Annotated in this window: 26 protein-coding genes, 1 tRNA gene and 1 other RNA gene; 17 read left to right on the top strand and 11 right to left on the bottom strand. The window is 68.1% G+C overall.

Annotation, left to right across the window (positions count from 1 at the left end):
- Positions 1–13 precede the first annotated feature (13 nt).
- From glnT to leuA, 7 genes are all read left to right on the top strand, one after another.
- On the top strand, positions 14–1,327 hold the full coding sequence (gene glnT, locus AU197_RS15355) for a type III glutamate--ammonia ligase (protein ID WP_064403550.1): 1,314 nt from the start codon (positions 14–16) through the stop codon (positions 1,325–1,327).
- 14 nt (positions 1,328–1,341) lie between these two features.
- On the top strand, positions 1,342–2,214 hold the full coding sequence (locus AU197_RS15350; RefSeq protein ID WP_064403549.1) for a class II glutamine amidotransferase domain-containing protein: 873 nt from the start codon (positions 1,342–1,344) through the stop codon (positions 2,212–2,214).
- Positions 2,202–2,885 (top strand): GltB/FmdC/FwdC-like GXGXG domain-containing protein, encoded by a 684-nt coding sequence (locus AU197_RS15345; protein WP_064403548.1) that lies wholly within the window; start codon positions 2,202–2,204, stop codon positions 2,883–2,885. Before AU197_RS15350 ends, AU197_RS15345 begins: the two co-directional genes overlap by 13 nt.
- Positions 2,885–4,192: an FMN-binding glutamate synthase family protein gene (locus tag AU197_RS15340; protein ID WP_064403547.1), complete on the top strand. Its 1,308-nt coding sequence runs from the start codon at positions 2,885–2,887 to the stop codon at positions 4,190–4,192. Before AU197_RS15345 ends, AU197_RS15340 begins: the two co-directional genes overlap by 1 nt.
- Positions 4,189–5,382 carry an NAD(P)/FAD-dependent oxidoreductase gene (locus AU197_RS15335; RefSeq protein ID WP_082696694.1) on the top strand — a complete coding sequence of 398 codons (1,194 nt, stop codon included), beginning with the start codon at positions 4,189–4,191 and terminating at the stop codon, positions 5,380–5,382. Before AU197_RS15340 ends, AU197_RS15335 begins: the two co-directional genes overlap by 4 nt.
- Before the next feature lie 15 nt (positions 5,383–5,397).
- The gene (locus AU197_RS15330; protein WP_064403546.1) at positions 5,398–6,045 is read left to right on the top strand and encodes a helix-turn-helix domain-containing protein; all 648 of its coding nucleotides are present in this window, start codon (positions 5,398–5,400) and stop codon (positions 6,043–6,045) included.
- A 126-nt stretch (positions 6,046–6,171) separates the two neighbouring features.
- Entirely contained in the window at positions 6,172–8,031 is a 1,860-nt protein-coding gene (leuA, locus tag AU197_RS15325; protein WP_231744940.1) for a 2-isopropylmalate synthase, read from the top strand.
- A 16-nt stretch (positions 8,032–8,047) separates the two neighbouring features.
- Here the strand turns inward: leuA and AU197_RS15320 are convergent, their stop codons facing one another.
- Both AU197_RS15320 and AU197_RS15315 read right to left on the bottom strand, forming a co-directional pair.
- Positions 8,048–8,353 (bottom strand): hypothetical protein, encoded by a 306-nt coding sequence (locus AU197_RS15320; protein WP_064403544.1) that lies wholly within the window; start codon positions 8,351–8,353, stop codon positions 8,048–8,050.
- Positions 8,354–9,394 carry a DEDDh family exonuclease gene (locus AU197_RS15315; protein ID WP_064403543.1) on the bottom strand — a complete coding sequence of 347 codons (1,041 nt, stop codon included), beginning with the start codon at positions 9,392–9,394 and terminating at the stop codon, positions 8,354–8,356.
- 84 nt (positions 9,395–9,478) lie between these two features.
- On the opposite strand from AU197_RS15315, the gene AU197_RS15310 reads away from it, so the two are divergent.
- Positions 9,479–10,714 (top strand): Mur ligase family protein, encoded by a 1,236-nt coding sequence (locus tag AU197_RS15310; protein WP_064403542.1) that lies wholly within the window; start codon positions 9,479–9,481, stop codon positions 10,712–10,714.
- Positions 10,707–11,423, top strand: a complete 717-nt coding sequence (locus tag AU197_RS15305) for a type 1 glutamine amidotransferase (RefSeq protein WP_064403541.1) — start codon at positions 10,707–10,709, stop codon at positions 11,421–11,423. The genes AU197_RS15310 and AU197_RS15305 overlap by 8 nt, the downstream gene beginning before the upstream one ends.
- Before the next feature lie 40 nt (positions 11,424–11,463).
- On the opposite strand, the gene AU197_RS15300 is transcribed toward AU197_RS15305, so the two are convergent.
- The 3 genes from AU197_RS15300 to AU197_RS15290 are packed head-to-tail and all read right to left on the bottom strand — an operon-like array spanning position 11,464 to position 12,820.
- The gene (locus AU197_RS15300; RefSeq protein WP_064403540.1) at positions 11,464–11,859 is read right to left on the bottom strand and encodes a hypothetical protein; all 396 of its coding nucleotides are present in this window, start codon (positions 11,857–11,859) and stop codon (positions 11,464–11,466) included.
- Between the two features lie 16 nt (positions 11,860–11,875).
- On the bottom strand, positions 11,876–12,487 hold the full coding sequence (recR, locus tag AU197_RS15295; RefSeq protein WP_059101787.1) for a recombination mediator RecR: 612 nt from the start codon (positions 12,485–12,487) through the stop codon (positions 11,876–11,878).
- Positions 12,488–12,820, bottom strand: a complete 333-nt coding sequence (locus AU197_RS15290) for a YbaB/EbfC family nucleoid-associated protein (protein ID WP_064403539.1) — start codon at positions 12,818–12,820, stop codon at positions 12,488–12,490.
- A 111-nt stretch (positions 12,821–12,931) separates the two neighbouring features.
- Here AU197_RS15290 and AU197_RS15285 point away from each other — a divergent pair, with 111 nt between their 5' ends.
- Complete coding sequence (locus tag AU197_RS15285; protein ID WP_064403808.1) at positions 12,932–13,705, top strand: Rv3717 family N-acetylmuramoyl-L-alanine amidase; 774 nt, start codon at positions 12,932–12,934, stop codon at positions 13,703–13,705.
- A 63-nt stretch (positions 13,706–13,768) separates the two neighbouring features.
- Here AU197_RS15285 and AU197_RS15280 read toward each other — a convergent pair whose 3' ends face one another.
- Positions 13,769–14,206 carry an SRPBCC family protein gene (locus tag AU197_RS15280; RefSeq protein WP_064403538.1) on the bottom strand — a complete coding sequence of 146 codons (438 nt, stop codon included), beginning with the start codon at positions 14,204–14,206 and terminating at the stop codon, positions 13,769–13,771.
- A gap of 68 nt (positions 14,207–14,274) precedes the next feature.
- Between AU197_RS15280 and AU197_RS15275 the strand changes: the two genes are divergently transcribed.
- Positions 14,275–15,675, top strand: a complete 1,401-nt coding sequence (locus AU197_RS15275) for an FAD-binding oxidoreductase (protein WP_064403537.1) — start codon at positions 14,275–14,277, stop codon at positions 15,673–15,675.
- Positions 15,672–16,985 carry a class I SAM-dependent methyltransferase gene (locus tag AU197_RS15270; RefSeq protein ID WP_064403536.1) on the top strand — a complete coding sequence of 438 codons (1,314 nt, stop codon included), beginning with the start codon at positions 15,672–15,674 and terminating at the stop codon, positions 16,983–16,985. The genes AU197_RS15275 and AU197_RS15270 overlap by 4 nt, the downstream gene beginning before the upstream one ends.
- Positions 16,986–16,999: 14 nt before the next feature.
- On the opposite strand, the gene AU197_RS15265 is transcribed toward AU197_RS15270, so the two are convergent.
- Positions 17,000–18,886: a DNA polymerase III subunits gamma/tau gene (locus AU197_RS15265; protein WP_064403807.1), complete on the bottom strand. Its 1,887-nt coding sequence runs from the start codon at positions 18,884–18,886 to the stop codon at positions 17,000–17,002.
- Positions 18,887–19,065: 179 nt separating this feature from the next.
- On the opposite strand from AU197_RS15265, the gene AU197_RS15260 reads away from it, so the two are divergent.
- Positions 19,066–19,935, top strand: a complete 870-nt coding sequence (locus AU197_RS15260) for a type IV toxin-antitoxin system AbiEi family antitoxin (protein WP_064403535.1) — start codon at positions 19,066–19,068, stop codon at positions 19,933–19,935.
- 61 nt (positions 19,936–19,996) lie between these two features.
- Here the strand turns inward: AU197_RS15260 and AU197_RS15255 are convergent, their stop codons facing one another.
- Complete coding sequence (locus tag AU197_RS15255; protein WP_064403534.1) at positions 19,997–21,277, bottom strand: aspartate aminotransferase type Ic; 1,281 nt, start codon at positions 21,275–21,277, stop codon at positions 19,997–19,999.
- Between the two features lie 20 nt (positions 21,278–21,297).
- Positions 21,298–21,392, bottom strand: an RNA gene (gene ffs / locus AU197_RS26035) — signal recognition particle sRNA small type.
- A gap of 135 nt (positions 21,393–21,527) precedes the next feature.
- Here ffs and AU197_RS15250 point away from each other — a divergent pair.
- The 3 genes from AU197_RS15250 to AU197_RS15240 all read left to right on the top strand — a co-directional run bounded on the left by AU197_RS15250 (position 21,528) and on the right by AU197_RS15240 (position 23,560).
- Positions 21,528–21,613: transfer RNA gene (locus AU197_RS15250), tRNA-Ser, on the top strand.
- 85 nt (positions 21,614–21,698) lie between these two features.
- Positions 21,699–22,514, top strand: a complete 816-nt coding sequence (lucA, locus tag AU197_RS15245; protein WP_064403533.1) for a lipid uptake coordinator LucA — start codon at positions 21,699–21,701, stop codon at positions 22,512–22,514.
- A 29-nt stretch (positions 22,515–22,543) separates the two neighbouring features.
- A complete protein-coding gene (locus AU197_RS15240; protein WP_064403532.1) occupies positions 22,544–23,560 on the top strand; it encodes a S1C family serine protease in 1,017 nt (338 codons plus the stop codon).
- Here the strand turns inward: AU197_RS15240 and AU197_RS15235 are convergent.
- The gene (locus AU197_RS15235) at positions 23,557–24,213 is read right to left on the bottom strand and encodes a TetR/AcrR family transcriptional regulator (RefSeq protein WP_064403531.1); all 657 of its coding nucleotides are present in this window, start codon (positions 24,211–24,213) and stop codon (positions 23,557–23,559) included. The genes AU197_RS15240 and AU197_RS15235 overlap by 4 nt on opposite strands.
- A gap of 88 nt (positions 24,214–24,301) precedes the next feature.
- Here AU197_RS15235 and AU197_RS15230 point away from each other — a divergent pair, with 88 nt between their 5' ends.
- Positions 24,302–25,369, top strand: coding sequence for an NAD(P)H-dependent amine dehydrogenase family protein (locus tag AU197_RS15230; RefSeq protein WP_064403806.1), 1,068 nt, complete (start codon positions 24,302–24,304; stop codon positions 25,367–25,369).
- Between the two features lie 4 nt (positions 25,370–25,373).
- Here AU197_RS15230 and AU197_RS15225 read toward each other — a convergent pair whose 3' ends face one another.
- Positions 25,374–25,829 carry a hypothetical protein gene (locus AU197_RS15225; protein ID WP_064403530.1) on the bottom strand — a complete coding sequence of 152 codons (456 nt, stop codon included), beginning with the start codon at positions 25,827–25,829 and terminating at the stop codon, positions 25,374–25,376.
- Positions 25,830–25,876: the final 47 nt, after the last annotated feature.

Here is a 25,876-nt window from a genome sequence, read left to right as displayed (position 1 = left end):
AGGTTCGAAAGCAATGTCCAAAGATCTGGCCACCCTGGCCGAGGAGTCGGGGACAACGTTCATCCTCGCCCTGTTCGTCGACCTGCGCGGCAAGCCGTGCGCCAAGTTGGTCCCCGTCGAGGCGGTCGAGCTGCTCGCGACCGACGGCGTCGGGTTCGCTGGATACGCCGTCGGAGCGATGGGCCAGGAGCCCAAAGACCCTGACATGATGGCGATCCCGGACGTCGAGTCGTTCACCCCGATCCCGTTCATCAAGGACGGGCTGGCGATCGTGCACTGCGACCCGCACGTCGAGGGGGCGCCGTGGCCGTACGCGCCGCGCGTCATCCTCAAGGCGCTGATCGAGCAGGCCGCCGACGCCGGCTTCGAGCCGTGGGTGGGCGCGGAGGTCGAGTACTTCCTGTTGCGCCGCACCGCCGACGGTGGGCTGTGCACCGCCGACGCCGCCGACACGGCCGCCCAGCCCTGTTACGACGCGCGTGGCGTCACCCGGATGTACGACCACCTCACCACCATCTCGCGGGCGATGAACCAGCTGGGCTGGTCCAACTACGCCAATGATCACGAGGACGGCAACGGTCAGTTCGAGCAGAACTTCGAGTTCGCCGACGCGCTCACCACCGCCGACCGGGTCGTGACGCTGCGCTATCTGCTCTCGACCATCGCCGCCGAGCGCGGCATGGTGGCCACCTTCATGCCCAAACCCTTCGCCGACCGCACGGGCAGCGGCCTGCACCTGCACCTGTCGCTGACCAGTGCGGGCAGGCCGGTGTTTCCGGCTGGACCCGACGAACCCGATCAGCACGGCCTCGGATTATCCGACACGGCCTACGCGTTCCTTGGCGGGATCCTCGAGCACGCGTGCGCGCTACAGGCGGTCGTCGCGCCAACCGTCAACTCCTACAAGCGAACCAGGGCCACCACGACGGCATCGGGCGCCTCCTGGTCACCGAACACGCCGAGCTACGGCGGCAACGACCGCACGCACTACATCCGGGTGCCCGACGCCCATCGCATCGAGTTGCGCGGCAGCGACGGCTCGGCCAACCCGTACCTGGCGGTCGCGGCCGCGCTGGGCGCCGGCCTGGACGGGATCAAGCGCAGCACCGATCCCGGACCCGTTGGCGCTCAGCATCGTTCGCCGCTGCCCGCCACGCTGCTGCACGCGGTCGACGAACTCGAAAGCGACCCCGTCATCGCGGGTGTGCTGGACGCCACCGGTGACGGGGTGGCCGCCTACTTCGCGAACCTCAAGCGCGACGAGTTCTTCGCCTACCACAGCGCGGTCACCACATGGGAGATCGACAACTACCTGACCGCGTTCTGAGGAGGAGCCTGACGATGTGCGGAATCGTGGGCCTGCATCTGCGCAACCCCGACCTGTATCCCCGGCTGGGTGAACTGCTCACCGACATGCTCTGCGAAATGGGCGACCGCGGTTCGGATTCCGCGGGAATCGCGGTCTACGGCGATCCGACGTTGACGCCGCCCGGCACGAGTTGTGTCTCGGTTCTGGAGACCGAACCGACCGCGGGGGCCATCGGTTTCGATGTCACGGTGACGCGGTATGACGCGACGTACCTGGTGACTGCGAAGGTGTCGACCGAGACGCTGCACGACGCCGTGCGGACCGCCTACCCCGATGCGTTGGTCTCCGGGTTCGGCGCCGACCTCGCGGTGCTCAAGGGGGTGGGTCACCCACGAACGCTGACCGAGAACTGGAACCTGACCAAGGCCCAGGGCTGGCAGGGCGTCGGCCACACCCGGATGGCGACCGAATCGGCGGTGACACCCGCGGGATGCCATCCGTACGCGGTCGGACCCGAGCAGTGCCTGGTGCACAACGGGTCGTTCGCCAACTACGCCACCATCCGCCGCGAACTGCGCGCCGCCGGAGTGCGATTCGACAGCGAGAACGACACCGAGGTCGGAGCCCGGTTCGTCGCGCACCGGCTCGCTGCGGGCTGTGACGTGCAGACCGCGCTGAAGGAACTGTGCGCGAAGTTCGACGGCTTCTACACGCTGCTGGTGTCCAACCGCGATTCGTTCGCCGTGGTGCGCGACGCGATCGCGTGCAAACCCGCCGTCGTCGCCGAGACCGCCGACTGGGTGGCGATGGCCAGCGAATACCGCGCGCTGGCCGGCCTTCCCGGCGTCGGTGCGGCCAAGATCTTCGAACCCGAACCGGAGGTGGTCTACGCATGGACACGCTAGTGGGATACGACCTGGCCACCACCGCCCTGCGCGAGGTCAACGCGGCCCTGCACGCGCCGGGGTTGTCCGGTGACGTCACGATCGCCAATCCCGCAGGCGCACACAACGTCGCGGTCGGACTCGACGCGCCGGTACGGGTGACGATCGACGGTCACGTCGGCTACTACGCCGCGGGCATGAACCAGCGGGCCGAGGTGACCATCAACGGCAATGCGGGCACGGGCGTCGCCGAGAACATGATGAGCGGCGTCGTCCGCGTCAAGGGCAACGCATCCCAGTCGGCGGGTGCGACGGCCCACGGCGGCCTGCTGGTCATCGACGGCAACGCCGCCGCACGGTGCGGCATCTCGATGAAAGGAGTGGACATCGTCGTGGGCGGTGACATCGGGCACATGAGCGCGTTCATGGCGCAGGCGGGTCGCCTCGTCGTGCGCGGAAACGCCGGCGACGCGCTCGGCGACTCGATCTACGAGGCCCGCATCTACGTCCGCGGCGAGGTCGCATCGCTGGGCGCCGACTGCGTCGCCAAACCGATGCAGCCCGAACACCACCGGGAGCTGCGCGAGCTGTTGGCCGCCGCCGGATTCGGCGACGACACGCACGCGTACACCCGCTACGGGTCGGCGCGATCCCTCTACCACTTCCACGTCGACAACGCGTCGAGCTACTGATGAACACCTGGGCCCTTCGCGAATCCGCGACCTTCGACCGCACCACCATCGCCGGCATCCAGCGCGCGGCCGAAACCGGCATCTACGACATCCGCGGCTGGGGCGCAAAACGGCCGCTGCCACACTTCGACGACCTCCTCTTCCTCGGGGCGTCGATGTCGCGTTATCCACTGGAGGGATACCGCGAGAGGTGCGACACCGACGTGGTGCTCGGTGACCGGCACGCCAAACATCCGTTGCACCTGGATATTCCGGTCACGATCGCCGGTATGTCGTTCGGCGCGTTGAGCGGACCAGCCAAGGAGGCCCTCGGTCGCGGCGCCAGCGAGGTCGGCACCTCGACCACCACCGGCGACGGCGGCATGACCCCCGAGGAACGCGGCCAGAGCAAGTACCTGGTCTATCAGTACCTGCCGTCGCGATACGGGATGAACCCCGACGACCTGCGCAAGGCCGACGCGATCGAGGTGGTGCTCGGCCAGGGCGCAAAACCCGGCGGGGGCGGAATGTTGTTGGGGCAGAAGATCTCACCGCGTGTCGCGGCGATGCGCACGCTGCCCGAGGGTATCGACCAGCGATCGGCGTGCAGGCACCCGGACTGGACCGGCCCGGACGACCTGACCATCAAGATCAACGAGTTGCGTGAGATCACCGACTGGGAGAAGCCGATCTACGTCAAGATCGGCGCCACTCGCACCTACTACGACGTGAAACTCGCGGTGCACGCCGGCGCCGACGTGGTCGTCGTCGACGGTATGCAGGGCGGCACCGCGGCCACCCAGGAGGTGTTCATCGAACACGTCGGCATCCCGACGCTGGCCGCCGTACCTGAGGCGGTGCGGGCGCTGCAGGAACTCGGCGTGCACCGGCGAGTGCAACTGATCGTCTCGGGTGGCATCCGCACGGGCGCCGACGTCGCCAAGGCCCTGGCGCTGGGCGCCGACGCCGTCGCCATCGGCACGGCGGCGCTGATCGCGTTGGGCGACAACCACCCTCGGTACGCCGCCGAGTACGAGAAGCTCGGCAGCGCAGCGGGTTTCTTCGACGACTTCCAGGACGGCACCGATCCCGCGGGCATCAGCACGCAGGACCCGGAGTTGGCGGCGCGATTCGATCCGGTCGAAGGTGGCCGCCGATTGGCCAATTACCTGCGGGTGCTGACGATGGAGGCCCAGACCATCGCCCGGGCCTGCGGTAAATCCCACGTGTGCCATCTCGAGCCCGAAGACCTGGCCGCGGTCACGATCGAGGCGGCCGCGATGGCGCGCGTCCCGCTCGCCGGCACGAACTGGATCCCCGGCTCGTGACCACAGCGGATGTCGTGATCATCGGCGGCGGCATCGAGGGCGCCGCCGCGGCGTGGGCGTTGAGTCAACGCGGAGTCACCGACGTCGTTGTGCTGGAACGCAATACCGTCGGCTCCGGGATGACCGGCAAGTCGAGCGGCATCGTCCGCTGCCATTACGGGGTCAGCTCGCTGGCGGCGATGGCCACCGTCGGGCTGGAGGTGTTCGAGAAGCCTCAGCAGTTCCTGGGGGATCAGGCGCGCGACATCGGCTTCCGGCAGACCGGCTACGTCGTCGGAGTCGGCCCGCGCGACGTCGAGGCGCTGCGCAGAAGCCTGGTCGCACAACGGTCCGTCGGTGTGCAGACCGAGGAGATCGACGCCGACGAGGTCGCGCGGATGTGGCCGTGGGCGGACCTGTCACCCTTCGCCGCTTTCGGGTGGGAGTCCCGCGGCGGCTACGGCGACGCGTACCAGACCGCACAGGCGTTCGCTGCCTCGGCGCGGGCCGCCGGTGTGCGGATCCGGCAGGGCACGGCCGCAACCGAACTCGTGCTCGACGGCGACCGTGTCACCGGTGTGCGCACCGCCGACGGCGACAAGGTCTCGGCGCACACCGTCGTCGTCGCCACCGGTGTGTGGACGCAACCGTTCCTCTCGCCGTACGGCATCGACGTACCCATCAAGGTGGTGCGCGAACAGATCGTGCTGATCTCTCCCGGCGTGGATGTCGGACCGGTGCCCGTGTTCTCCGATCTGGTCTCGCTGCAGTATGTGCGCCCGGAACTAGGCGGCGAGATCCTGTTCGGCAACAGCGACCTGTCCGAGCCCGAGCACGCCGACCCCGACGCGTACTCCAACCGCGCCACCGAGTCGTTCGTCGACCTGACCGTCGAACGCGTCGGCACCCGGTTCCCCGTGTTCGCCGATGCGGCGATCACGGGCAGCTACGCGGGCTGCTATGACGCCACCCCGGATTGGAACCCGGTGATCAGCGCCACCGAAATCGACGGCTTGCTGGTGGCGGCCGGCTTCAGCGGACACGGCTTCAAGATCGCGCCCGCAGTCGGCCGGCTGATCGCCGACCTGGTGGTCGACGGACACAGCAGCGACCCGCGAATCCCCGAGACCGACTTCCGGCTGTCGCGCTTTGCCGACGGCGACCTGCTGGCGAGCCCACATCCGTATGTCGGCGCCGGCCAGATGCGATGATTCCTGTCAGTAGACATGTCTGACGTACCGCTGCTCCGCAACAGATCCGGCACCGCCCGCGACCGCGATCCGCAGGCGCCTGTCTCCGAGCTCGAGATCGAGGCGGCCATCGGGCGCAACGTCCGGCGGCTCCGCCTGCAGCAGGGTTTGACGGTCGCCGAGATGGCCGCGCGGGTCGGCATCTCCAAGGCGATGATGAGCAAGATAGAGAACGCGCAGACGTCGTGCAGCCTGAGCACGCTCGCGCTGCTGGCGACCGGCTTCGACGTCCCGGTCACCAGCCTGTTCCGCGGCGCCGACGTCGAGCGGCCCGCCGCCTTCGTCAAGGCGGGCTCCGGAGCGCGCATCGTGCGCGAGGGCACCCGCGAGGGTCACGAGTACCAGCTGCTCGGCTCGCTGCGCGGCGAACACAAGCGACTGGAATGCCTGCAGGTCACGCTGTCGGAGAAGAGCCAGACCTATCCCCTGTTCCAGCACCCCGGCACCGAGTTCATCTACGTCCTCGAAGGGGTCATGGACTACAGCCACAGCCGGTCGGTGTACCGGCTGCATCCCGGCGACTCGTTGCAGTTCGACGGGGAGGGCGCGCACGGCCCGGTGGATCTGGTCGAGCTGCCGATCCGGTTCCTGTCGGTCATCGCGTTCCCGGACTCGCAGGTCTAGAGTCCGCGAGCTGCATTTTGTGAGGTGCCCGGGCCGAGAGTACAGTGGCCCACGTGCAGCGGGTGCTCCTTCTCGGCAGCCGCGACGGGGTCTGATCAGACCGGCTTCCCGTCGCGGGTGTTCGCGATGCGCCGGTCGAGTCCCCCTTCAAACTCCCGGAGCAACACCGTGACCACGTTCTCGAAACCATCACCCGATTCCCCCGACGCGTTCTCGTCGGTCCGTCAGATCACCAAGCCGTCGGGTCCGCCCAATGCCGGCCAGCCGGCGTGGAACACCCAGCGCGGTTCGGCGATGCCGGTCAACCGCTACCGCAAATTCGCCGATGAGGTCGAGGACATCAGGTTGTCCGACCGTACCTGGCCGGACAAGGTCATCGACTCCGCGCCGATGTGGTGCGCGGTCGATCTGCGTGACGGCAACCAGGCGCTGATCGACCCGATGAGTCCGCAGCGCAAGCGCCGCATGTTCGACCTGTTGGTGCGCATGGGCTACAAGGAGATCGAGGTCGGCTTCCCGTCGGCCAGCCAGACCGACTTCGACTTCGTCCGCGAGATCATCACCGAGGGTGCGATCCCCGACGACGTCACGATCCAGGTGCTGACGCAGTGCCGCCCGGAACTGATCGAGCGGACGTTCGAGGCGTGTGAGGGCGCACCCCGCGCGATCGTGCACTTCTACAACTCGACGTCGATCCTGCAGCGGCGGGTGGTGTTCCGCGCCGAACGCGACGCGGTCAAGGCGATCGCCACCGACGGCGCGCGGATGTGCGTCGAGGAGGCCAAGAAGTATCCGGACACCCAATGGCGGTTCGAGTACTCGCCGGAGTCCTACACGGGCACCGAACTGGAGTACGCGGTCGAGGTGTGCAACGCCGTCGCCGAGATCATCGAGCCCACGCCCGATGCTCCGCTGATCGTCAACCTGCCCGCGACGGTCGAGATGGCCACTCCCAACGTGTATGCCGACTCGATCGAGTGGATGCACCGCCACCTGAGTCCTCGTGACAGCATCATCTTGAGCCTGCACCCGCACAACGATCGCGGAACCGCCGTCGCCGCAGCCGAATTGGGCTATCAGGCCGGCGCCGACCGGATCGAGGGCTGCCTGTTCGGCAACGGTGAGCGCACCGGGAACGTATGCCTGGTGACACTGGGGTTGAACATGTTCTCGCGCGGCGTCGACCCGCAGATCGACTTCTCCAACATCGACGAGATCCGGCGCACCGTCGAATACTGCAATCAGCTGCCGGTGCACGAACGCCACCCCTACGGCGGCGATCTGGTGTACACCGCGTTCTCGGGCAGCCATCAGGACGCCATCAACAAGGGCCTGGACCAGATGAAGCTGGATGCCGATGCTGCCGACCAAGACGTCGACGACATCCTCTGGCAGGTGCCGTATCTGCCGATCGACCCGAAGGACGTCGGTCGCACCTACGAGGCCGTCATCCGGGTGAACTCGCAGTCCGGCAAGGGCGGCGTCGCCTACATCATGAAGGCCGATCACGGTCTGGCGCTTCCACGACGGCTGCAGATCGAGTTCAGCCAGGCGATCCAGAAGATCACCGACGGCGAGGGCGGCGAAGTGTCCCCGAAGGAGATGTGGGACGTCTTCGCCGAGGAGTATCTGGCGCCGATCCGTCCGCTCGAACGCATCCGCCAGAAGGTGACTGCTGCGGAGGTGGACGGGGGCACCGACACCATCGAGGCGGTGGTGATGGTCGACGGTGTCGAGCGCGAGATCGTCGGCGCCGGCAACGGTCCGCTGGCCGCGTTCGTCGATGCGTTGGGCGCCATAGGGATCGACGTGTCGGTGCTCGACTACTCCGAGCACGCGCTGTCGGCCGGCGAGGAGGCGCAAGCCGCGGCCTACGTCGAGGCCTCGATCAACGGCAACACCGTGTGGGGTGTCGGCATCGCGCCGTCGATCACCACCGCATCACTGCGGGCGGTGGTCTCGGCGGTCAACCGGGCATCGCGCTGACCCGCACCCGGGGCACTCACTCGCGTCGAGCTGAGTCGACGAGCGACATCCAGAAGATCACCGCGAGAAGACCCAGGATCGCCAACGCGGACACCAGATCGAACCACTGGAACGGGATCAGCGAACCGTCGATCGAGATCACCAGAACCGTCTCGACGACGCCGAAGATCACGAACAGGCCCCCGAGCAGCAGTCGGGGCTGAGTTCGGTGCAGCTGGGTCCGCCTGAGCTCGACGGTGAGCGTGAGCAGCAGCACCGGCAGCACCTGCGCGAGGGCCGACGCGGTGGCGACGTCCACCAGGACGATGCGATGGTCCGACATTCAGAACAGTGCGAACTGGTCGCCGGCCAGGGTGGTGTCGGTGAATTCCTCGATGCCGGTGCCGCCGACGACGCCGTCGATCGCGCGCATGAATGCGGCGTCGGAGACCAGCGGGACCCCCAGCTCCCCGGCGTGGTAACCCTTGCCCTGGACCGGATGGGCGTCGTTGCAGACCACCACCGAGGTTTCGGCGTCGACGGTGTCGGTGTAGGCCAGGCCGGCGTGCAGGATCCGTTCGATCAGCTCTTCGTGAGTGCGTTCGACCTCGGCGGACAGCGCGATCCGCATGCCCTGCACCAGCGGTCGCCCGGCGACGTACCGGCCGGGATTGACGTAGGGGCACGGACGGCGGGACGCGACGGCTTTGAGCGGGCGCAGCTCGTCGTGGGTGACGACGCCGTTGGGCCAGCGCCGACGAGAGACCGGGTGCACCGGTAGCCAGACCCTGCGTTCGCGGGCGCGCACCAGCACCGGCTTGAGGATCTGGGCGAGCACCATGGCGTCGTCGAGGGCGTCGTGCGGACGGATCTGGCTGATCCCCCAGTGCGCGGCGAGCGTCTCGAGCCGCAGGTTCTGGGTGCCCAGGTCGAGCCTGCGGGCCAGTTCGACCGTGCACATCACGGTGTCGGTGGGCAGCTCGCGGTTGACCAGCTCGGCCTCGGCGGCCAGGAACGAATAGTCGAAGCCGACATTGTGGGCGACCAGGGTGCGGCCGTCGAGCAACTCGGTGAGGGGGTCGACGATGTCGCCGAAGGTGGGCTGGCCCTCCAGCATCTCTGCCGTCAGGCCGTGCACGTGCGTGGGACCCGGATCCACACCGGGGTTGAGCAGGCTGTACAGGCTCTGTTCGACGTTGCCGTCGTCGCCGAGGGCCAGCGCGGCGATGCTGACGATGCGGGCCTGGCCCGGCCGGAAGCCTGAGGTCTCCACGTCGACGACGGCCCAGCCCGATCCGGCGTGTTCCGCCGGCCGGCCCCAGCCCGGCCGATTCTCGGCGTCAGAGCCGCTCGGCCGGCGAGTTCCGGCGTCCGTTGGGCCCACTTCGTCAGGATCGCATGGTGCTGTGACAAAGACGGGACCTCGCCGAATCGCCCGCCAGCGTGTCGGCTACCTAAACTGCCGGGGATGGTCACGACACGCGGAAGGCTCGCCCTGGCGGCCGGCTCTGGCGCTCGCTGGGCGTCGCGGGTCACCGGGCGCGGTGCGGGCGCGATGATCGGCGGGCTGGTCGCGCTGGCGCTCGACAAGTCGCTGCTGCGACAGCTCGGCGCGGGCCGTCGCACCGTGGTCGTCACCGGAACCAACGGCAAATCGACGACCACCCGGATGATCGCCGCCGCGCTGCGCACGATCGCCGACGTCGCCACCAACGACACCGGCGCGAACATGGACGCCGGGCTGGTGGCCGCGCTGGCCGGTGCGCGGCAGGCGCCGCTGGCCGCCCTCGAGGTCGACGAGATGCACGTCCCGCATGTGGCCGAGGCGGTCGACCCGGAGGTGATCGTGCTGCTTAACCTGTCGCGTGATCAGCTGGACCGCGTCGGCGAGATCAATCACATCGAGCGCACCCTGCGCGCCGGGCTGGCCCGTCACCCGTCGGCCGTCGTGGTCGCCAACTGTGACGACGTGCTGATGACCTCGGCGGCGTACGACAGCCCGAACGTGATGTGGGTCGCCGCGGGCGGAAGCTGGGCCAACGATTCGGTCAGCTGCCCCCGCTCCGGTGAGATCATCCTGCGCGACGGCGGCAAGAGCCGCGATTGGCGTTCCACCGGAACCGATTTCAAGCGTCCGAGCCCGAACTGGTGGTTCGACGACACCAACATTTATGGGCCGGAGGGATTTTCACTACCGATGACGCTGTCGCTGCCCGGCGCCGTCAACCGCGGCAACGCCACCCAGGCGGTGGCGGCGGCGGTCGCGATGGGCGCCGACCCGGCGGCGGCGGTGGCCGCGGTGTCGGGTGTCGACGAGGTCGCCGGGCGCTACCGCACCGTGCGCCTCGGCGAGCACACCGCGCGGGTGCTGCTGGCGAAGAACCCGGCGGGCTGGCAGGAAGCGTTGTCGATGGTCGACAAACACGGTGCGGGCGTGGTGATCTCGGTCAACGGCCAGGTACCCGACGGCGAAGACCTGTCGTGGCTGTGGGACGTCCGCTTCGAGCACTTCGAGGACACCCACGTGGTGGCCGCCGGCGAGCGGGGTACCGACCTCGCGGTGCGACTGGGCTACGCGGGTGTGGAGCACACGCTGGTGCACGACACCCTCGCGGCGATCGCGTCGTGCCCGCCCGGACACGTCGAGGTGATCGCCAACTACACCGCTTTTCTCCAACTGAACAGGCGGCTGCCCGATGCGTGAGTCGGCGGTGCGCATCGGGTTGGTGCTGCCCGACGTGATGGGAACCTACGGCGACGGCGGCAACTCCGTGGTGCTGCGACAACGCCTGCGGCTGCGGGGGTTCGACGCCGAGATCGTGGAGATCACTTTGGACGATCCGGTGCCTTCGGAGTTGGACCTGTACACGCTCGGCGGCGCCGAGGACTATGCCCAGCGCCTGGCCACCAAGCACCTGCTGCGGTATCCGGGCCTGCAGCAGGCGGCGGCGAGGGGCGCACCGGTGCTGGCCATCTGCGCGGCCATCCAGGTGCTCGGGCACTGGTACGAGACCTCGTCAGGGGAACGCGTCGAGGGCGTCGGCCTGCTCGATGTCACGACCTCACCGCAGGACAAGCGCACGATCGGCGAGGTGGTGTCCCAGCCGCTGCTGGACGGCCTGACTCAGCGGCTGACGGGGTTCGAAAACCACCGCGGTGGAACGGTTCTCGGCGCGGCCGCGCAACCCCTGGCCAAGGTGATCAAGGGTGCGGGGAATCGCGACGGTGACGGTTTCGACGGGGCGGTGCAGGGCGGCGTCATCGCCACCTATCTGCACGGGCCGTGCCTGGCCCGCAATCCGGAGCTGGCCGACCATCTACTGCGTCGGGTGGTCGGTGAGCTGGCGCCGCTGCACCTCGACGAAGTGGAGCAGTTGCGACGCGAACGCCTGGCCGCGCCCCGACGGGTCTAGCTTGGCCGCCGCGGCCCGCGGGCTCCGACGAGTCGCGCGGTTACAGGCCGAGGTCGCGCAGGAACTCGGGCTTGTACGCCTCGAGGATCACGTAGCCAGGATCCGGGGGTGGCACCTCCGGCGCGTCGTCGGGCACCTCCTGCCCGCTGACGGGATCCACCCATTCCTGGCTCGCGGCGTCCCAACGGCTGACCGTGTACTGCGCGTCGACGCCGTCATCGGCCACCAACGTGCGCATCGTGCGCTCGGCCTCCTGCGCGTCGGCCAAGGTCGCGGTGTAGAGCTGGATGCGTTCGCCGTCGCGGGTCACCGTCACCCGCGATCCCAGCCGCTGGCGCGCGTTGTCGTCCAGATCCAGGGTTCGCAATCTGTCCCAGAACGAGAGCTGGTGCTCGGCGCTGCCGAGTTCCACCTCGACCTTGAACTCGTCCGGCATGAACTTCCTTTCTCGGCTATGCCATCGCGCGTCGGCCGGCCAGCGCGCGGCCCAGCGTCAGCTCATCGGCGAACTCCAGGTCGCCGCCCATCGGCAGACCGGACGCGATCCGTGTCACGGTCAGCCCCGGGATGTCGCGCAGCATGCGCACCAGGTAGGTCGCCGTGGCCTCACCCTCGGTGTTGGGGTCGGTCGCGATGATCACCTCGGTGACGTCCACCCCGTCCACCCGCTCGCCGATCCTGTTGAGCAGCTCGCGGATTCGCAGTTGTTCGGGACCCACCCCCGACAGCGGATCGAGCGCGCCGCCCAGCACGTGGTAGCGCCCGCGGAACTCGCGCGTGCGCTCGACGGCCTGCACGTCCTTCGGCTCCTCGACCACGCACACCAGAGAGGCGTCGCGCCGGGGATCGCTGCAGATGCGGCAGCGGTCGTCGTCGGAGACATTGCCGCACACCGCGCAGAACTTCACACCGTCGCGCACCTTGTTGAGCACGGCGGTCAACCGGTCGATGTCGGGCGGCTCCACCGACAGCAGATGAAACGCGATCCGCTGCGCGCTCTTGGGCCCGATGCCGGGCAGCTTGCCGAGCTCGTCGATCAGATCCTGAACGGGTCCCTCGAACAATTACATTCCCGGTATACCGAGGTTGCCCATCCCGCCCGCGAGCGGCCCGAGCCGGTCGTGGGCGAGGATGGTGACCTGCTTGGAGGCGTCGGAGATGGCGCCGACCACGAGATCCTGCAGGGTTTCGATGTCCTCGGGGTCCACGACCTTCGGATCGATCGACACGGCCACCACCTCGCCGCTGCCCCTCATCGTGACCTGCACCAGGCCGCCGCCGGCCTGACCGTGCACCTGGGCGTTGGCCAGCGCCTCCTGCGCCTCCATCAGCTGCTGCTGAACCTGCTGGGCCTGCGCGAGCAGCGCGGACATATCCGGTTGGCCTTGCGGTTGCATGAGTGGTCCCCTTGCGTCTTGGTTGCGGTCCGGTCTCGACTTGGTTTCTGTCCTCGGCTCGCGGCCGTTTGAGCTTTCAGCGTAGTCGTCGTTGCGGTTACGGTGACGGCCGTGCCTGCCCGCCTGCGTGTCGGCGCCACCGGAGCATTGCGCGGCTGTGCCGCGGTGGCGACCGGACTACTCGTCGCCGCATCGACGCTCGTCAGCCCCGCCTTCGAAGCCGAAGCCGCGCCCGCCAACATCGCGGGCAAGATCGTGTTCCTCGACCCTGGCCACAACGGCGCCAACGACGCCTCGATCAGCAGGCAGGTGCCCACCGGCCGCGGCGGGACCAAGGACTGCCAGGCCAGCGGCACTTCCACCGACGACGGTTACGCCGAGCACACGTTCGCCTGGGAAACCACGCTGCGGGTCCGCCAGGCCCTGCACGCGCTGGGCGTGCGTACCGCCATGTCGCGCGGCGACGACACCGGGTTGGGTCCGTGCGTCGACGAGCGCGCCGCCCTGGCCAATTCGATCAAGCCCAACGCGATCGTGAGCATCCACGCCGACGGCGGCCCGCCGACCGGGCGCGGATTCCACGTCCTGTACTCGTCCCCGCCGCTCAACGACGCGCAGGCGGGGCCGTCTCCCCGGTTCGCGGGGATCATGCGCGACCAGTTGCAGGCCTCCGGCTTCGTGCCGTCGACCTACATCGGCTCGGGCGGCCTCAACCCGCGGTCGGACATCGCGGGCCTGAACCTCGCCCAGTACCCGTCGATCCTGGTGGAGCTGGGCAACATGAAGAACCCGGTCGACTCGGCGTTGATGAAGACACCGGAGGGGCGGCAGAAGTACGCCGATGCCGTCGTACGCGGTATCGCGGGCTTCCTGGGGTCGACCTAGCCTCGAGCCGCTTAACGGGTTGATCGCACGCACCAGGTGCTTGCGATCAGCCGCTTAGCGAGGTCATCCCTCGAGGTGCTTCTTCAGGTTCTCCAGCACCTCGGACTGGATTTTGCGAAGTCCAAGCGGCGCGAACGTCTTCTCGAAGAACCCGCCGATCCCGCCTGCGCCCTGCCAGGACGTCTTGACGGTCACCGAGGACCCCGAACCCGCCGGCGCGACGGTCCAGTTGGTGATCATCGAGGAGTTGGCGTCCTTCTCGATGACCGTGTGACCCGCGACGTCGATCTCGGCCTTGACGTCGCGCACCCGTGACTTGGTCGCCTGCAGCTTCCAGGTGGCCACCGTGCCCGCGCCCTGTCCGCCCTCGAGCACCCGGTAGTCGCTGTAGTGCGGCGACAGGATCTTCGGTCGCACGTTCGCGTAGTCCGCGATGGCCGACAACACCGTCTCCGGCGCAGCGTCGATCAAGACGGTGCTCGATGCGCTGACCTGTCCCATCGGTGCATGCTCCTCGATAGAAATTCCATGCGGTCGCATCGCCTGCGACCGCGGACTAGCGTATATCCGTGTCTGTTGCCCGAACCGACGCACGTGCTCGTCATGCCGCGGGCGTGCAGCGGCTACTGAGCAGCTATCGTGCGATTCCGCCCGATGCCACCGTTCGCCTGGCCAAGCCCACGTCGAACCTGTTCCGCGCGCGGGCCAAAACCACCGCGAAGGGCCTGGACGTCTCGGGGTTGACCGGGGTCATCGCCGTGGACCCCGAGGCGCGTACCGCCGACGTGGCCGGCATGTGCACGTACGAAGATCTTGTCGCCGCGACGCTGCCTTACGGTTTGGCGCCGTTGGTGGTACCGCAGCTCAAGACGATCACGCTCGGCGGAGCGGTCACCGGGCTCGGTATCGAGTCCACGTCGTTCCGCAACGGCCTACCCCACGAGTCGGTGTTGGAGATGGACATCCTCACCGGCACCGGCGATGTCGTCACCGCGTCGTCGGACCAGAACACCGACCTGTTCCGCGCCTTCCCGAATTCGTATGGCACGCTGGGCTATTCGGTTCGGCTGAGGATCGAGCTGGAAGCCGTTGCGCCCTTCGTCACGCTGCGCCATCTGCGGTTCAACACCATCGAGGACCTCGTCACCGCGATGGACCGCGTCGTCGAAACTCGCACCTACGACGGGAAACCGGTCGACTATCTCGACGGTGTGGTGTTCTCCGCCGACGAGGCCTACCTGACACTCGGATTCAAGACCACCGCACCCGGACCCGTCAGCGACTACACGGGTCAGCACATCTACTACCGCTCGATTCAGCACCCGGGGGGCAACGGCGCCGAGAAGCACGACCGGCTGACGGTCCACGACTACCTGTGGCGGTGGGACACCGACTGGTTCTGGTGCTCACGGGCGTTCGGCGTCCAGAATCCGCGGATCCGCCGGTGGTGGCCCCGTCGGTGCCGGCGCAGCAGTTTCTACTGGAAGCTGGTCGCGCTCGACCGGCGGTTCGACATCGCCGACAGGATCGAGCAGCACAACAAGCGACCACCGCGCGAACGCGTGGTGCAGGACGTCGAGGTGCCGATCGGACGAGTCGCGGAGTTCCTGCACTGGTTCCTCGAGGCCGTACCGATCGAGCCGATCTGGCTGTGCCCGTTACGACTTCGCGACGACGGCGGGACAGACGGCGCGTGGCCGCTGTACCCGCTTCGGCCGAACCACACCTACGTCAACGTCGGGTTCTGGTCGTCGGTGCCGGTCGGCCCCAGCGAAGGGCACACCAACAGGTTGATCGAACGCAAGGTCAGCGAACTCGCCGGACACAAGTCGTTGTACTCGGATTCGTATTACAGCCGTGAAGAGTTCGACGATCTGTACGGAGGCGAAACGTACAAGATAGTGAAAAAGGCATACGATCCAGACTCACGGCTGCTCGATCTCTATGCGAAGGCGGTGCAGAGACGATGACGACTTTCAAGGAACACACGCCACAGGCGCAGACGGGGAAGCTCACGCTGGCCGAGATTCTGGAGATCCTCGCGGGCGGAAACCTGCCGCTGCGCTTCAGCGCCTACGACGGGAGCACGGCCGGACCCGAGGACGCCCCGATCGGCCTGGAGCTGCTCACACCGCGAGGTACGACGTATCTGGCCACGGCGCCGGGGGATCTTGGGCTGGCGCGTGCCTACGTGTCGGGCGATCTGGAGACGCACGGCGTGCATCCCGGCGATCCCTACGAGTTGCTCAAAGCGCTCGCCGACAAGATGGACTTCAAACGTCCGCCCGCGCGGGTGCTCGCACAGATCGTGCGTTCCATCGGCGTGGAGCACCTCAAGCCGATCGCGCCGCCCCCGCAGGAGGCGCTGCCGCGGTGGCGTCGGATCGCGGAAGGACTGCGCCACAGCAAGACTCGTGATGCCGAGGCGATCCACCACCACTACGACGTCTCCAACAGGTTCTACGAATGGGTGCTCGGCCCGTCGATGACCTACACGTGCGCGTGCTATCCGCACAGCGGGTCGACGCTGGAGGAGGCGCAGGACAACAAGTACCGGCTGGTGTTCGAGAAACTGCGTCTCAAGCCCGGCGACCGCCTGCTCGATGTGGGTTGCGGCTGGGGCGGCATGGTGCGCTACGCCGCGCGGCACGGGGTCAAGGCGCTCGGGGTCACGCTGTCGAAGGAGCAGGCGTCCTGGGCGCGAGAGGCCATCGCGCGCGACGGGCTCGAAGACCTCGCCGAGGTACGCCACGGCGACTACCGCGATGTGCGCGAGTCCGATTTCGACGCGGTGTCCTCGATCGGGCTGACCGAGCACATCGGCGTGCACAACTACCCCGCCTACTTCGGTTTCCTCCAGTCGAAGATGCGTCACGGCGCACTGCTGCTCAACCACTGCATCACCCGGCCGGACAACAGAACCGGCTCCACCGCGGGCGGCTTCATCGACCGCTACGTCTTCCCCGACGGGGAACTCACCGGTTCCGGTCGCATCATCACCGAGGCGCAGGATGTCGGCCTGGAGGTGGTCCACGAAGAGAACCTGCGCCATCACTACGCGCTGACGCTGCGTGACTGGTGCCGCAACCTGGTGGAGCACTGGGACGAGGCAGTCGCCGAGGTCGGCCTCGCGACGGCCAAGGTGTGGGGCCTCTACATGGCCGGCTCGCGCCTGGGCTTCGAGACGAATGTTGTTCAGCTGCACCAGGTTCTGGCAGTCAAGCTGGATGGCGACGGCTACGACGGCGGGCTCCCGCTGCGGCCGTGGTGGACGCCCTAGCGGACGCCCCAGCCTCAGCCGTCGATACGCCGGGCGCCCAACTCGTTCTGCAGTAGCTCGAGCGCCGCTTCCTCGGGATCGCGGCGCGGCGTGTCCGAGGTATCGCTGCCCGCTTCGGCCAGCATGGCTTCCTCGTCGTCATCGTCGTTGCGAGGCGGCGGGGGGCCGGCCGGAGCCGGTTCCGTCGGCGGCGCGGCGTTCGCCGGACCGGCCTCGCAGCGGATCTTCCAGTTCACCCCGAGGGCGTCCTTCAACGCTTCGCGGATGACGTCGGCGTTGCGTTGTTCGGTCAACCGCTTGGCCAGCGGTGCCGAGTCATGGCTGAGCACCAGCGTGTCGCCCTCGACCGCCCGGACGATCGCGCCCGACAACATCACCTCGGTGGTGCGGCTGCGCTCGCGCACCTTGTCCCGCACCGTCGACCACATGCTGCGCACGGCCGCGGCGTTCGGCTCACCGGTCACCGCGGCTGGGGGCGGCGCTTCCACCACCGGATCGGATGGCGGCCGCACCGGCGGCGGCGACGGCGGTTTGGTCTCGGCCGCGGGCGGTGCCGGGTCGGGCTTGGGTTCAGGCGCCGGTTCAGGCCGGGGCTCTGGCTTCGGTTCGGGCTTGGGTGGGGCCTGGGGCTGGCTGCGCGGCTGCGGCGACGACTCGGTCGCCTGCGGTTCGGCCTTACTCCTGCGGGCGTACTGCCGCGGCGGCCCACCCGCCTGAGCCGACGGGGCCTCGCCCGCCGGGATCGACATCTCCAGTCGGGTCTCGATGCGCTCGATACGTTGCAGCAGAGCCGATTCCGTGTCACTGGCCGACGGGAGCAGCAGCCGCGCGCACACCACCTCCAGCAGCAGCCGGGGCGCCGTGGCGCCACGCATCTCGCCGAGGCCGGCGTGCACCACTTCGGCGTAGCGGGTCAGCGTCGCGATGCCGATGCGGGTCGCCTGCTCACGCATCCGGTCGAGCACGTCCTCGGGTCCGTCGACGACTCCGCGCGCCGCGGCGTCGGGTACCGACTGCAGGATGATCAGGTCGCGGAACCTCTCCAACAGGTCGGTCGCGAACCGGCGCGGGTCGTGGCCGGCGTCGATCACCGCCTCGACGACCCCGAACAGTGCCGCGCCGTCGCCGGCGGCCAGCGCGTCGATCGCGTCGTCGATGAGCGCCACGTCCGTCGCGCCCAGCAGCGCCAGCGCCCGCGTGTAGTTGACGTGGTTGCCCTCGGCGCCGGCGAGCAATTGGTCGAGCACGGACAGGGTGTCGCGGGGCGACCCACCGCCCGCGCGGATCACCAGCGGGTACACCGCATCGTCGACGGTGACGTTCTCCTGCTGGCAGATGCCCTCCAACAGCGTGCGCATGGTCCGCGGCGCGAGCAGCCGGAACGGATAGTGGTGTGTGCGCGAGCGGATGGTCGGCAGCACCTTCTCCGGCTCGGTGGTCGCGAACACGAAGATGAGGTGTTCGGGCGGTTCCTCGACGATTTTGAGCAGCGCGTTGAAGCCCGCCGTGGTGACCATGTGCGCTTCGTCGACGATGAAGATCCGGTACCGCGACTGCGCAGGGGCGTAGAACGCGCGGTCACGCAACTCACGGGTGTCGTCCACACCGCCGTGGCTCGCGGCGTCGAGTTCGACGACGTCGACGCTGCCCGGCCCGTTCGGGGCGAGCGCCACACACGAATCGCACGTTCCGCACGGGGTGGCCGTCGGACCCTGTTCACAGTTCAGCGACCGCGCCAGGATGCGTGCCGATGAGGTCTTGCCGCATCCGCGCGGACCGGAGAACAGGTACGCGTGGTTGATCCGGCCCGACGTCAGCGCCGTCGACAGGGGCTCGGTGACATGTTCCTGGCCGACGACTTCGGCGAAGGTCGCGGGCCGGTACTTGCGGTAGAGCGCCACGGTCAGCAGGCTACCGGCGTGGTGTGACGGCTCGACGGGCCACCACTGTGTCGCTGGGTTGTGCATCTGACGACGGTTTGGACGCTCTGAGCGTCGTCAGGTTCACAAACGGTGGCGACCCTGTGGATGACTCGCGACCCCAGCCGTGATCCGTCGGTCCCCGCATGCACCGTACGAGCATGACCGACCTGCCGTGGCCGTTCGTCGGGAGCGAAGCGTTGGCCACCGGCGCGATCTCCGAGCGCGCGATGCGCCGCCTGTACGCCCCGATGTATCCGGGTGTCTACGTCCCACGTGACGCCGCGGCATCGGCGCGCGATCGCGCGCAGGCGGCATGGCTGTGGTCGAAGCGGCGCGGAATCGTCGCGGGCCTGTCGGCGGCGGCGGTACTGGGCACCAAGTACATCGACGGGTCGGAGCCCGCTGAACTCATCCACGACAACCGCAGGGCACCAACCAAACTCGTCGTCCGGACAGAACGCGTACTACCGAACGAACTCCTGACCATGACCGCGATGCGTGTGACGACGCCGGCACGCACGGCGTTCGACCTCGGTCGCCATCTCAAGGACCGGACCGTCGCGGTGCAGCGTCTCGACGCTCTGGCCAACGCCACCGGGCTCAAACACGTCGACGTGGAGGCGGTGATCGCCGCGCATGCGGGCGCCCGCGGCATTCCTCGGCTCAGGCGCGTGCTCCCGCTGATGGACGCCGGTGCGGAATCCCCGCAGGAGACGGTGGCCCGGCTGGCGTTGATCGACGCGGGGCTTCCGGCGCCGCAGACGCAGGTTCGCGTATTCGACGAGTACAGGCAGTTCCTCGCCCGGCTCGACATGGCGTATGAGGCCGTCAAGGTCGGAATCGAATATGACGGCCCACAACACTGGACCGATCCAAGCGTGAGGCAGCGCGACATCGACAAGCAGTTCGCGTTGACCGAACTCGACTGGGTGATCATCCGGGTTAGCAGAGACCTGCTGCGCTACCGGCGCGCCACCTATGTGGCGAGGGTCGAGAGCGCGTTGCGCGCTCGCGGGCTTCGATTGTGAATCTGACGACGCTTTTCCGCGAAAACCGTCGTCAGATTCACAAACGGGAACCGGAAGCCGACTAAGAGCCCTTAAGCAACGACTCGGTCGCCGAGAGCAGTGCGCAGGTGGCCAGGCCGTCGATCGCCACCCGCAGCTCGGGCTCCGGCGGCATCGTCGGCGCGATGCGGATGTTCTTGTCTTCCGGGTCTTTTCGATACGGGAAGGTCGCACCGGCCTCGGTCACCGCGATGCCCGCGTCTTTGGCCAGCGCCACGGTGCGCTTGGCCGTGCCCGGCAGGACGTCGAGGCTGACGAAGTATCCGCCCTTGGGTTCGGTCCACGACGCGATCTTCGACGCGCCCAGCCGGTCGGAGAGGATCTCCAACACCGCGGCGAACTTCGGAGCCAGCAGTTGCTGGTGACGCTGCATCTGCAGACGCACGCCGTCGGCGTCGCGGAAGAACCGCAGATGGCGCAGCTGGTTGACCTTGTCCGGGCCGATCGACTTCTTGCCCGCGTGCTGCAGGTACCAGGTGATGTTGCCCAGCGAGGCGCCCAGGAAGCTGACCCCGGCGCCGGCGAACGTGATCTTCGAGGTCGACGCGAACACCAGCGGCCGGTTCCCGTTGCCCGCGGCCTCGGCCAACCCGAGCACGTCGACGTTGCGGACGAAGTCGTGGGTCAACGTGTGCACCGCGTAGGCGTTGTCCCACATCAACCGGAAATCGTTTGCCGCCGTTCGCATCTGAACCAACCGGCGAACCGTCTCCCAGGAGAAGGTGACCCCGGTGGGGTTCGAGTACACCGGCACGCACCACATCCCCTTGATCGCGGGATCGGTTGCCACGAGCTCCTCGATGAGGTCGACGTCGGGACCGTCCTCGAGCATCGGCACGGTGATCATCTCGATGCCGAGGCTCTCGGTGATCGCGAAGTGCCGGTCGTAGCCGGGGGCCGGGCACAAGAACTTGATCGTGGGCTCCTGCGCCCACGGCCGCGGCGAGTCCGGGCCGCCGTGCAGCATCGAGAACACCACGACGTCGTGCATCAGCTCGAGGCTGGCGTTGTTGCCTGCGATCAGGTTCTGCACCGGGATGCCGAGCAGCTCGCCGAAGATCGCGCGCAGTTCGGGCAGCCCGTGCACGCCACCGTAGTTGCGGACGTCGGTGCCGTCGCCGTCACGGAAGTCGCCGGACCCCGGCAGTTCGAGCAGCTTGTTGGACAGGTCCAGCTGTGCGGCGGACGGCTTGCCCCGGGTCAGGTCGAGTTTGAGTCCTTTGGCCTGCAGTTCGGCGTAATCACGCTTCTGCTGCTCGTGTTCTGCGGCGAGTTCGTCCCGGCCGAGCGACAGAAATGACACCGAACGCCTTTCGACTGGAAATGAGGGGACCCCGCGCACCCGCCAGAGCCCATTGACCCTTGCTGCCTTCCGGCCCTGGGGGAGTTCACAGGATGGACGCCGCGCGGGGTCCACGGCGAGTCTAATACCCGGGGCTTCGGCGGACGGAATGCGCCGGGGGCACCTCCCAGCCGGAAGGGCGAGGGGACGACCGGGGCGCAGGCCCTGTATCCGGATCGGCTCCGGCCCGGGGTCGGCTACCATGGCCCGCGGAGGATTCGCCTAGTGGCCTATGGCGCTCGCCTGGAACGCGGGTTGGGTTAATAGCCCTCGCGGGTTCAAATCCCGCATCCTCCGCACTCGGCCCGGGGTGCGGCCTGTCGGCCCGTTAGACGGCCAGGCCCGGTCGCACCTCGGGGCCAAACAATCGTCTAGGAGGAAGATGAGCCGCACTGTCGCGGTGACCTGGCACGCGTTGTTCAGCGTCGTGGCCGGTGTTCTGTACTTCTTCTTCGTCCTGCCGCGCTCCTATGAGCTCTCCGGTGACATTCCGCACACCTTGGGCACCGTGATGCGCATCGTGTGCGGTGCGTTGATCGGGCTGGCCGCACTACCGGTGGTGTTCACCCTGCTGCGGACTCGACGACCGGAGTTCGGAACGCCCCAGATGGCGCTGAGGCTGCGGACCGTGTCGATCGGGCTGCATGTGCTGGCCGGGGTGCTGATCGTCGGCGCGGCCGTCAGCGAGATCTGGCTGTCGCTCGACACCGCGGGCAGGTGGCTGTTCGGCGTCTACGGCGCCGCCGCAGCGATCGCGCTGCTCGGCGTTTTCGCCTTCTACCTGGCTTCGATCGCCGAGATGCCGCCGCCGCCTCCGAAGCCGGTGAAGGTCAAGGAGCCCAAACAGCGCCGCGGTCGCCGGAAAGGCGCGAAATCCGAGGAAGAGACCGAGGAGCAGGCCGAAAGCACCGCCGAGGTTGCCGACGAGTCCACGGACGCCACAACGGTCGACGAGTCCGGCGACCCAGATGAAGGTCAGACGGACGATGAAGGTCAGACGGACGAGGACGCCGAGGCCACCGAAGAAGAAGCCGAGGTCGAGGCGGACGCCGACGAACCCGGGTCCGGTCCCGAGGAATCTGCAGCCGAGGCCGCCGAAGAACCGGAATCCGGCGACGGCAAACTGCGTAATCGCAGACCCGAACCGGCACGTCGCCGCCGCCGGCGCTTGCGTGGCGGCGTCGCGCTGGACGATTAATCGGACCCGTCATCGGGCAATATGGGCCTATGGGCAAATTCCCCCTTCGGCGTCCCTTCACGACGCTGCTGATCGCATTGGCCATGGCGTTGGCCGTGGTGGCGCCGGTGTCTCCGGCTGCAGCGGCCCCCGGCGACCCCGTCGCGGCCGCCACTCAGGTCGAACCTGCCGTGGTCCGGATCGACACCGAGATCGACTATCAGGGCGCGTACGGAAACGGTGCCGGATTCGTGATCGACCCCAACGGCCAGGTCCTGACCAACTTCCACGTGGTATCCGGCGCAGATCGGATCACCGCGAGCGTCGGAGGCCGGTCCTACCCGGCTGAGCTGGTCGGCTACAACCGCAAGCGCGACATCGCGGTGCTGCAGCTGATCGGCGGGACCAACCTGCCGGTCGCACCGATCGGTGATTCGGCGCTGTTGGCGCCCGGTGAACCGGTCGTCGCGCTCGGCAACGCCAACGGGACGAACGGACCGTTGACGCGCGAGGTCGGCACGATCACCGCGTTCGGCCGGACGGTGAACGCCGAGGACTCGCTGACCGGCAGCAAGGACGAACTCGCCGGTCTCATCGAGTTCGCAGCTCCGGTGGTCGCGGGTGATTCCGGCGGCCCGGTGGTCAACGGCGCCGGTCAGGTCGTGGGCATCACCACCGCGGCGTCGGTGAATTTCCGCTTCGGCCCGGGTGGTGAAGGCTTCGCGATCCCGATCAACGACGCGATGCCGATCGCCAACCAGATCCGGTCCCGCATGGCGTCGGCCGATGTGCACATCGGTCCTCCGGTGCTGCTCGGTGTCGGGGTGCGCTCGGCGCAACGCGGCCCCGGTGTGCAGATCGCCGACGTGCTGCGCGGCGGGCCGGCCGACCGGGCGGGACTGGCTCCCGGCGACGTGCTCGTCGTGCTCGACGGCACCCCGCTGGATTCGGCGACGACGCTGACCTCCGTGCTGGACCGCCACTATCCCGGTGACGTGGTCGACCTGACGTGGGTGGACCGCGGCGGGCTGGAACGGACCGCCAAGGCCACCCTGACGCCGCTCTAACGGCCCAGGAGCCGTTCCAGGCCGGCGATCAACACGCTGAGCTCGAAGTCGAACTGGTGCTCGGCGTCGTGGCGCTGGGATTCGGCCGAGGCGAGCACGGCGCGCAGCGCCGGATAGGTGTCCTCGGGTTCCCACTCCAGGGCCGCCGACGTTTCGGCTCGGTGCCGGTGCATTCCCGACGGCGTCTGCGCGGCGCTGCTGTGCGCGGCCGACTGCGCGATGTTCGAGGCCGCGGTCAACCCGTAGCGGGCGGTGTCCGGTGCAAAGCCGGCGGCCAGCAGTGCGTCGAGCACTCGGTCGGCGAGCGCCAACGCGGCGGCCGCGCCGAGACCTCGTAGTCGGGTGAAGTCGGTGGCGGCGCCGACGTGGGTCAGCCCGTTGCGGAACGCGACCGTGTAGGCCCGCAGGACGGCCCGCCAGTCGTCGCCGTCGGGCAACTCCACGCTGGTGAGTTCGCGTTCGAACAGGTCGGTCACCACCAGCGTCAGCAGGCCCTCCCGGTCGCCGACGTAGTAGTGCAGCGCCTTGCGGGTGACCCCGAGCGCGTCGGCGACCGCCTGCATGGTCAGGTCCGCGCTCGCCACGTCCCTGGCCGCTGCGACGATCTGGTCGCGGCTGATCCGGGGCGGGCGACCCCTGGTTCGGCCGCTCATCACGATCAGCGTAGGGCCTCTCGGAATTATTTTTCGCCGCGCGGTAAAAACCGCCCCGCCAAACGCGGGCCTTTCCTATGCTGTGCGGGTGCCAAACACTCCCTATCGCGTCGTGCAGTGGACCACCGGCAACGTCGGCAAGAGCTCCGTCGAGGCGATCGCAAACAATCCGAACTACGAACTCGTCGGCCTCTACGCCTGGTCGCAAGAGAAGGTGGGCCGGGACGCCGGTGAGCTCGTCGGCATCGCACCCCTCGGTGTGAAGGCCACCGACGACGTCGACGCCCTGCTGGCGCTGAAGCCGGACGCCGTGGTCTACAACCCGATGTGGATCAACGTCGACGAGCTGGTGCGCATCCTCGAGGCCGGCGTCAACGTGGTGTCCTCGGCGTCCTTCATCACCGGACATAACCTCGGCGACGACCGGGTCAAGCTCGAAGAGGCGTGCAAGCGCGGCGGGTCGACGCTGTTCGGGTCCGGGATCAGCCCCGGCTTCGCCGAACTGCTCGCGATCGTGGCCGCCACGGGCTGCGACCGCGTCGACAAGATCACCATCGCCGAATCCGCCGACACCACCCTCTACGACTCCCCCGACACCGAGCGACCCGTCGGGTTCGGCACCGCGATCGACGATCCGAGCCTGCAGCCGATGGCCTCACAGGGCACCGCGGTGTTCGCCGAGGCGGTCCGCCTGGTCGCTGATTCGATCGGCGTCGAGCTCGACGAGATCAAGTGCGTGCCCGAATACGCCCAGACCACAGAGGATCTGGTGATGGCGTCGTGGACGATCCCGGCCGGCCACGTCGCCGGCGTGTTCGCCAGCTGGCAGGGCATCGTCGACGGCAAGACGGTGGTCGAGATCAGCGTCCGGTGGAAGAAGGGCACCACGCTCGACCCCGACTGGCAGATGGACGCCGAAGGCTGGAAGATCACGATCGACGGTCGGCCGACGGTGAACATGCAGGTCGGTTTCCTGCCGCCGCCGGACATGATCGAGAACGCCAAGTCGATCGAGGACTTCTTCGTGCTCGGCCACATCATGACCGCCATGCCCCCGATCCACGCGATTCCCGCAGTCGTGGCGGCGCCTCCCGGCATCGCCACCTACAACGACCTGCCGCTCCCGCAGGCGCGCGGCGTCGGGCCACAGCGGTAACGGCTCAGCCGGTCACCTGCAGGACGTTCGCCTTGAGTTGGGCCGACGGCGGTCCTTCCAGGACGACGTCCTGCAGAATCTGCGCCTGGCCGTTCTCCACGGTGAACTCGCCCTTCTGCGGTGCGTTACCGCCGAGCACCTCGTAGAAGACGGTGAACGGGGTCTTCGGGAGCGGATGCATGCCAATGTATTTCGGCTCGATCGAGTACTTGTAGAAACATCCGGGCGCTTCGGGTGCGCAGTGCTGGTCGGTGACCACGACGTTGATCGTGAACTCGAACGCCGTGGGGACCTTCGGCGGCGGGGCCTGCGTCGCACGCTGCGCGGACGCGGCCTGTGTCTGCTTGGCGTCCTTGACCGACCCGATGACCATCACGGCCGCCACTCCGACACCACTGCCCACGAGGGCGAACAGCGCCAGGCCCGCCAGCCATCTACGAACGGTCTTCGAAACGCGCATGCCAACAGCAGACCCGGTTCACCGCGCGATCGGCGGCATTTCGACGC

The organism is Mycobacterium sp. IS-1590 (genome assembly GCF_001500025.1).
GTDB lineage: Bacteria > Actinomycetota > Actinomycetes > Mycobacteriales > Mycobacteriaceae > Mycobacterium.
The sequence above is the reverse complement of the archived record's forward strand: the minus strand, read 5'-3'. Positions and strand labels throughout refer to the sequence as shown.

Excerpts from the sequence above, each read along its gene's own strand:
- glnT (WP_064403550.1), top strand. The coding sequence starts at position 14 with ATGTCCAAAGATCTGGCCACCCTGGCCGAGGAGTCGGGGACAACGTTC.
- AU197_RS15350 (WP_064403549.1), top strand. The coding sequence starts at position 1,342 with ATGTGCGGAATCGTGGGCCTGCATCTGCGCAACCCCGACCTGTATCCC.
- AU197_RS15345 (WP_064403548.1), top strand. The coding sequence starts at position 2,202 with ATGGACACGCTAGTGGGATACGACCTGGCCACCACCGCCCTGCGCGAG.
- AU197_RS15340 (WP_064403547.1), top strand. The coding sequence starts at position 2,885 with ATGAACACCTGGGCCCTTCGCGAATCCGCGACCTTCGACCGCACCACC.
- AU197_RS15330 (WP_064403546.1), top strand. The coding sequence starts at position 5,398 with ATGTCTGACGTACCGCTGCTCCGCAACAGATCCGGCACCGCCCGCGAC.
- leuA (WP_231744940.1), top strand. The coding sequence starts at position 6,172 with ATGCGCCGGTCGAGTCCCCCTTCAAACTCCCGGAGCAACACCGTGACC.
- AU197_RS15320 (WP_064403544.1), bottom strand. The coding sequence starts at position 8,353 with ATGTCGGACCATCGCATCGTCCTGGTGGACGTCGCCACCGCGTCGGCC.
- AU197_RS15310 (WP_064403542.1), top strand. The coding sequence starts at position 9,479 with ATGGTCACGACACGCGGAAGGCTCGCCCTGGCGGCCGGCTCTGGCGCT.
- AU197_RS15305 (WP_064403541.1), top strand. The coding sequence starts at position 10,707 with ATGCGTGAGTCGGCGGTGCGCATCGGGTTGGTGCTGCCCGACGTGATG.
- AU197_RS15300 (WP_064403540.1), bottom strand. The coding sequence starts at position 11,859 with ATGCCGGACGAGTTCAAGGTCGAGGTGGAACTCGGCAGCGCCGAGCAC.
- AU197_RS15290 (WP_064403539.1), bottom strand. The coding sequence starts at position 12,820 with ATGCAACCGCAAGGCCAACCGGATATGTCCGCGCTGCTCGCGCAGGCC.
- AU197_RS15280 (WP_064403538.1), bottom strand. The coding sequence starts at position 14,206 with ATGGGACAGGTCAGCGCATCGAGCACCGTCTTGATCGACGCTGCGCCG.
- AU197_RS15270 (WP_064403536.1), top strand. The coding sequence starts at position 15,672 with ATGACGACTTTCAAGGAACACACGCCACAGGCGCAGACGGGGAAGCTC.
- AU197_RS15260 (WP_064403535.1), top strand. The coding sequence starts at position 19,066 with ATGACCGACCTGCCGTGGCCGTTCGTCGGGAGCGAAGCGTTGGCCACC.
- lucA (WP_064403533.1), top strand. The coding sequence starts at position 21,699 with ATGAGCCGCACTGTCGCGGTGACCTGGCACGCGTTGTTCAGCGTCGTG.
- AU197_RS15240 (WP_064403532.1), top strand. The coding sequence starts at position 22,544 with ATGGGCAAATTCCCCCTTCGGCGTCCCTTCACGACGCTGCTGATCGCA.
- AU197_RS15235 (WP_064403531.1), bottom strand. The coding sequence starts at position 24,213 with ATGAGCGGCCGAACCAGGGGTCGCCCGCCCCGGATCAGCCGCGACCAG.
- AU197_RS15225 (WP_064403530.1), bottom strand. The coding sequence starts at position 25,829 with ATGCGCGTTTCGAAGACCGTTCGTAGATGGCTGGCGGGCCTGGCGCTG.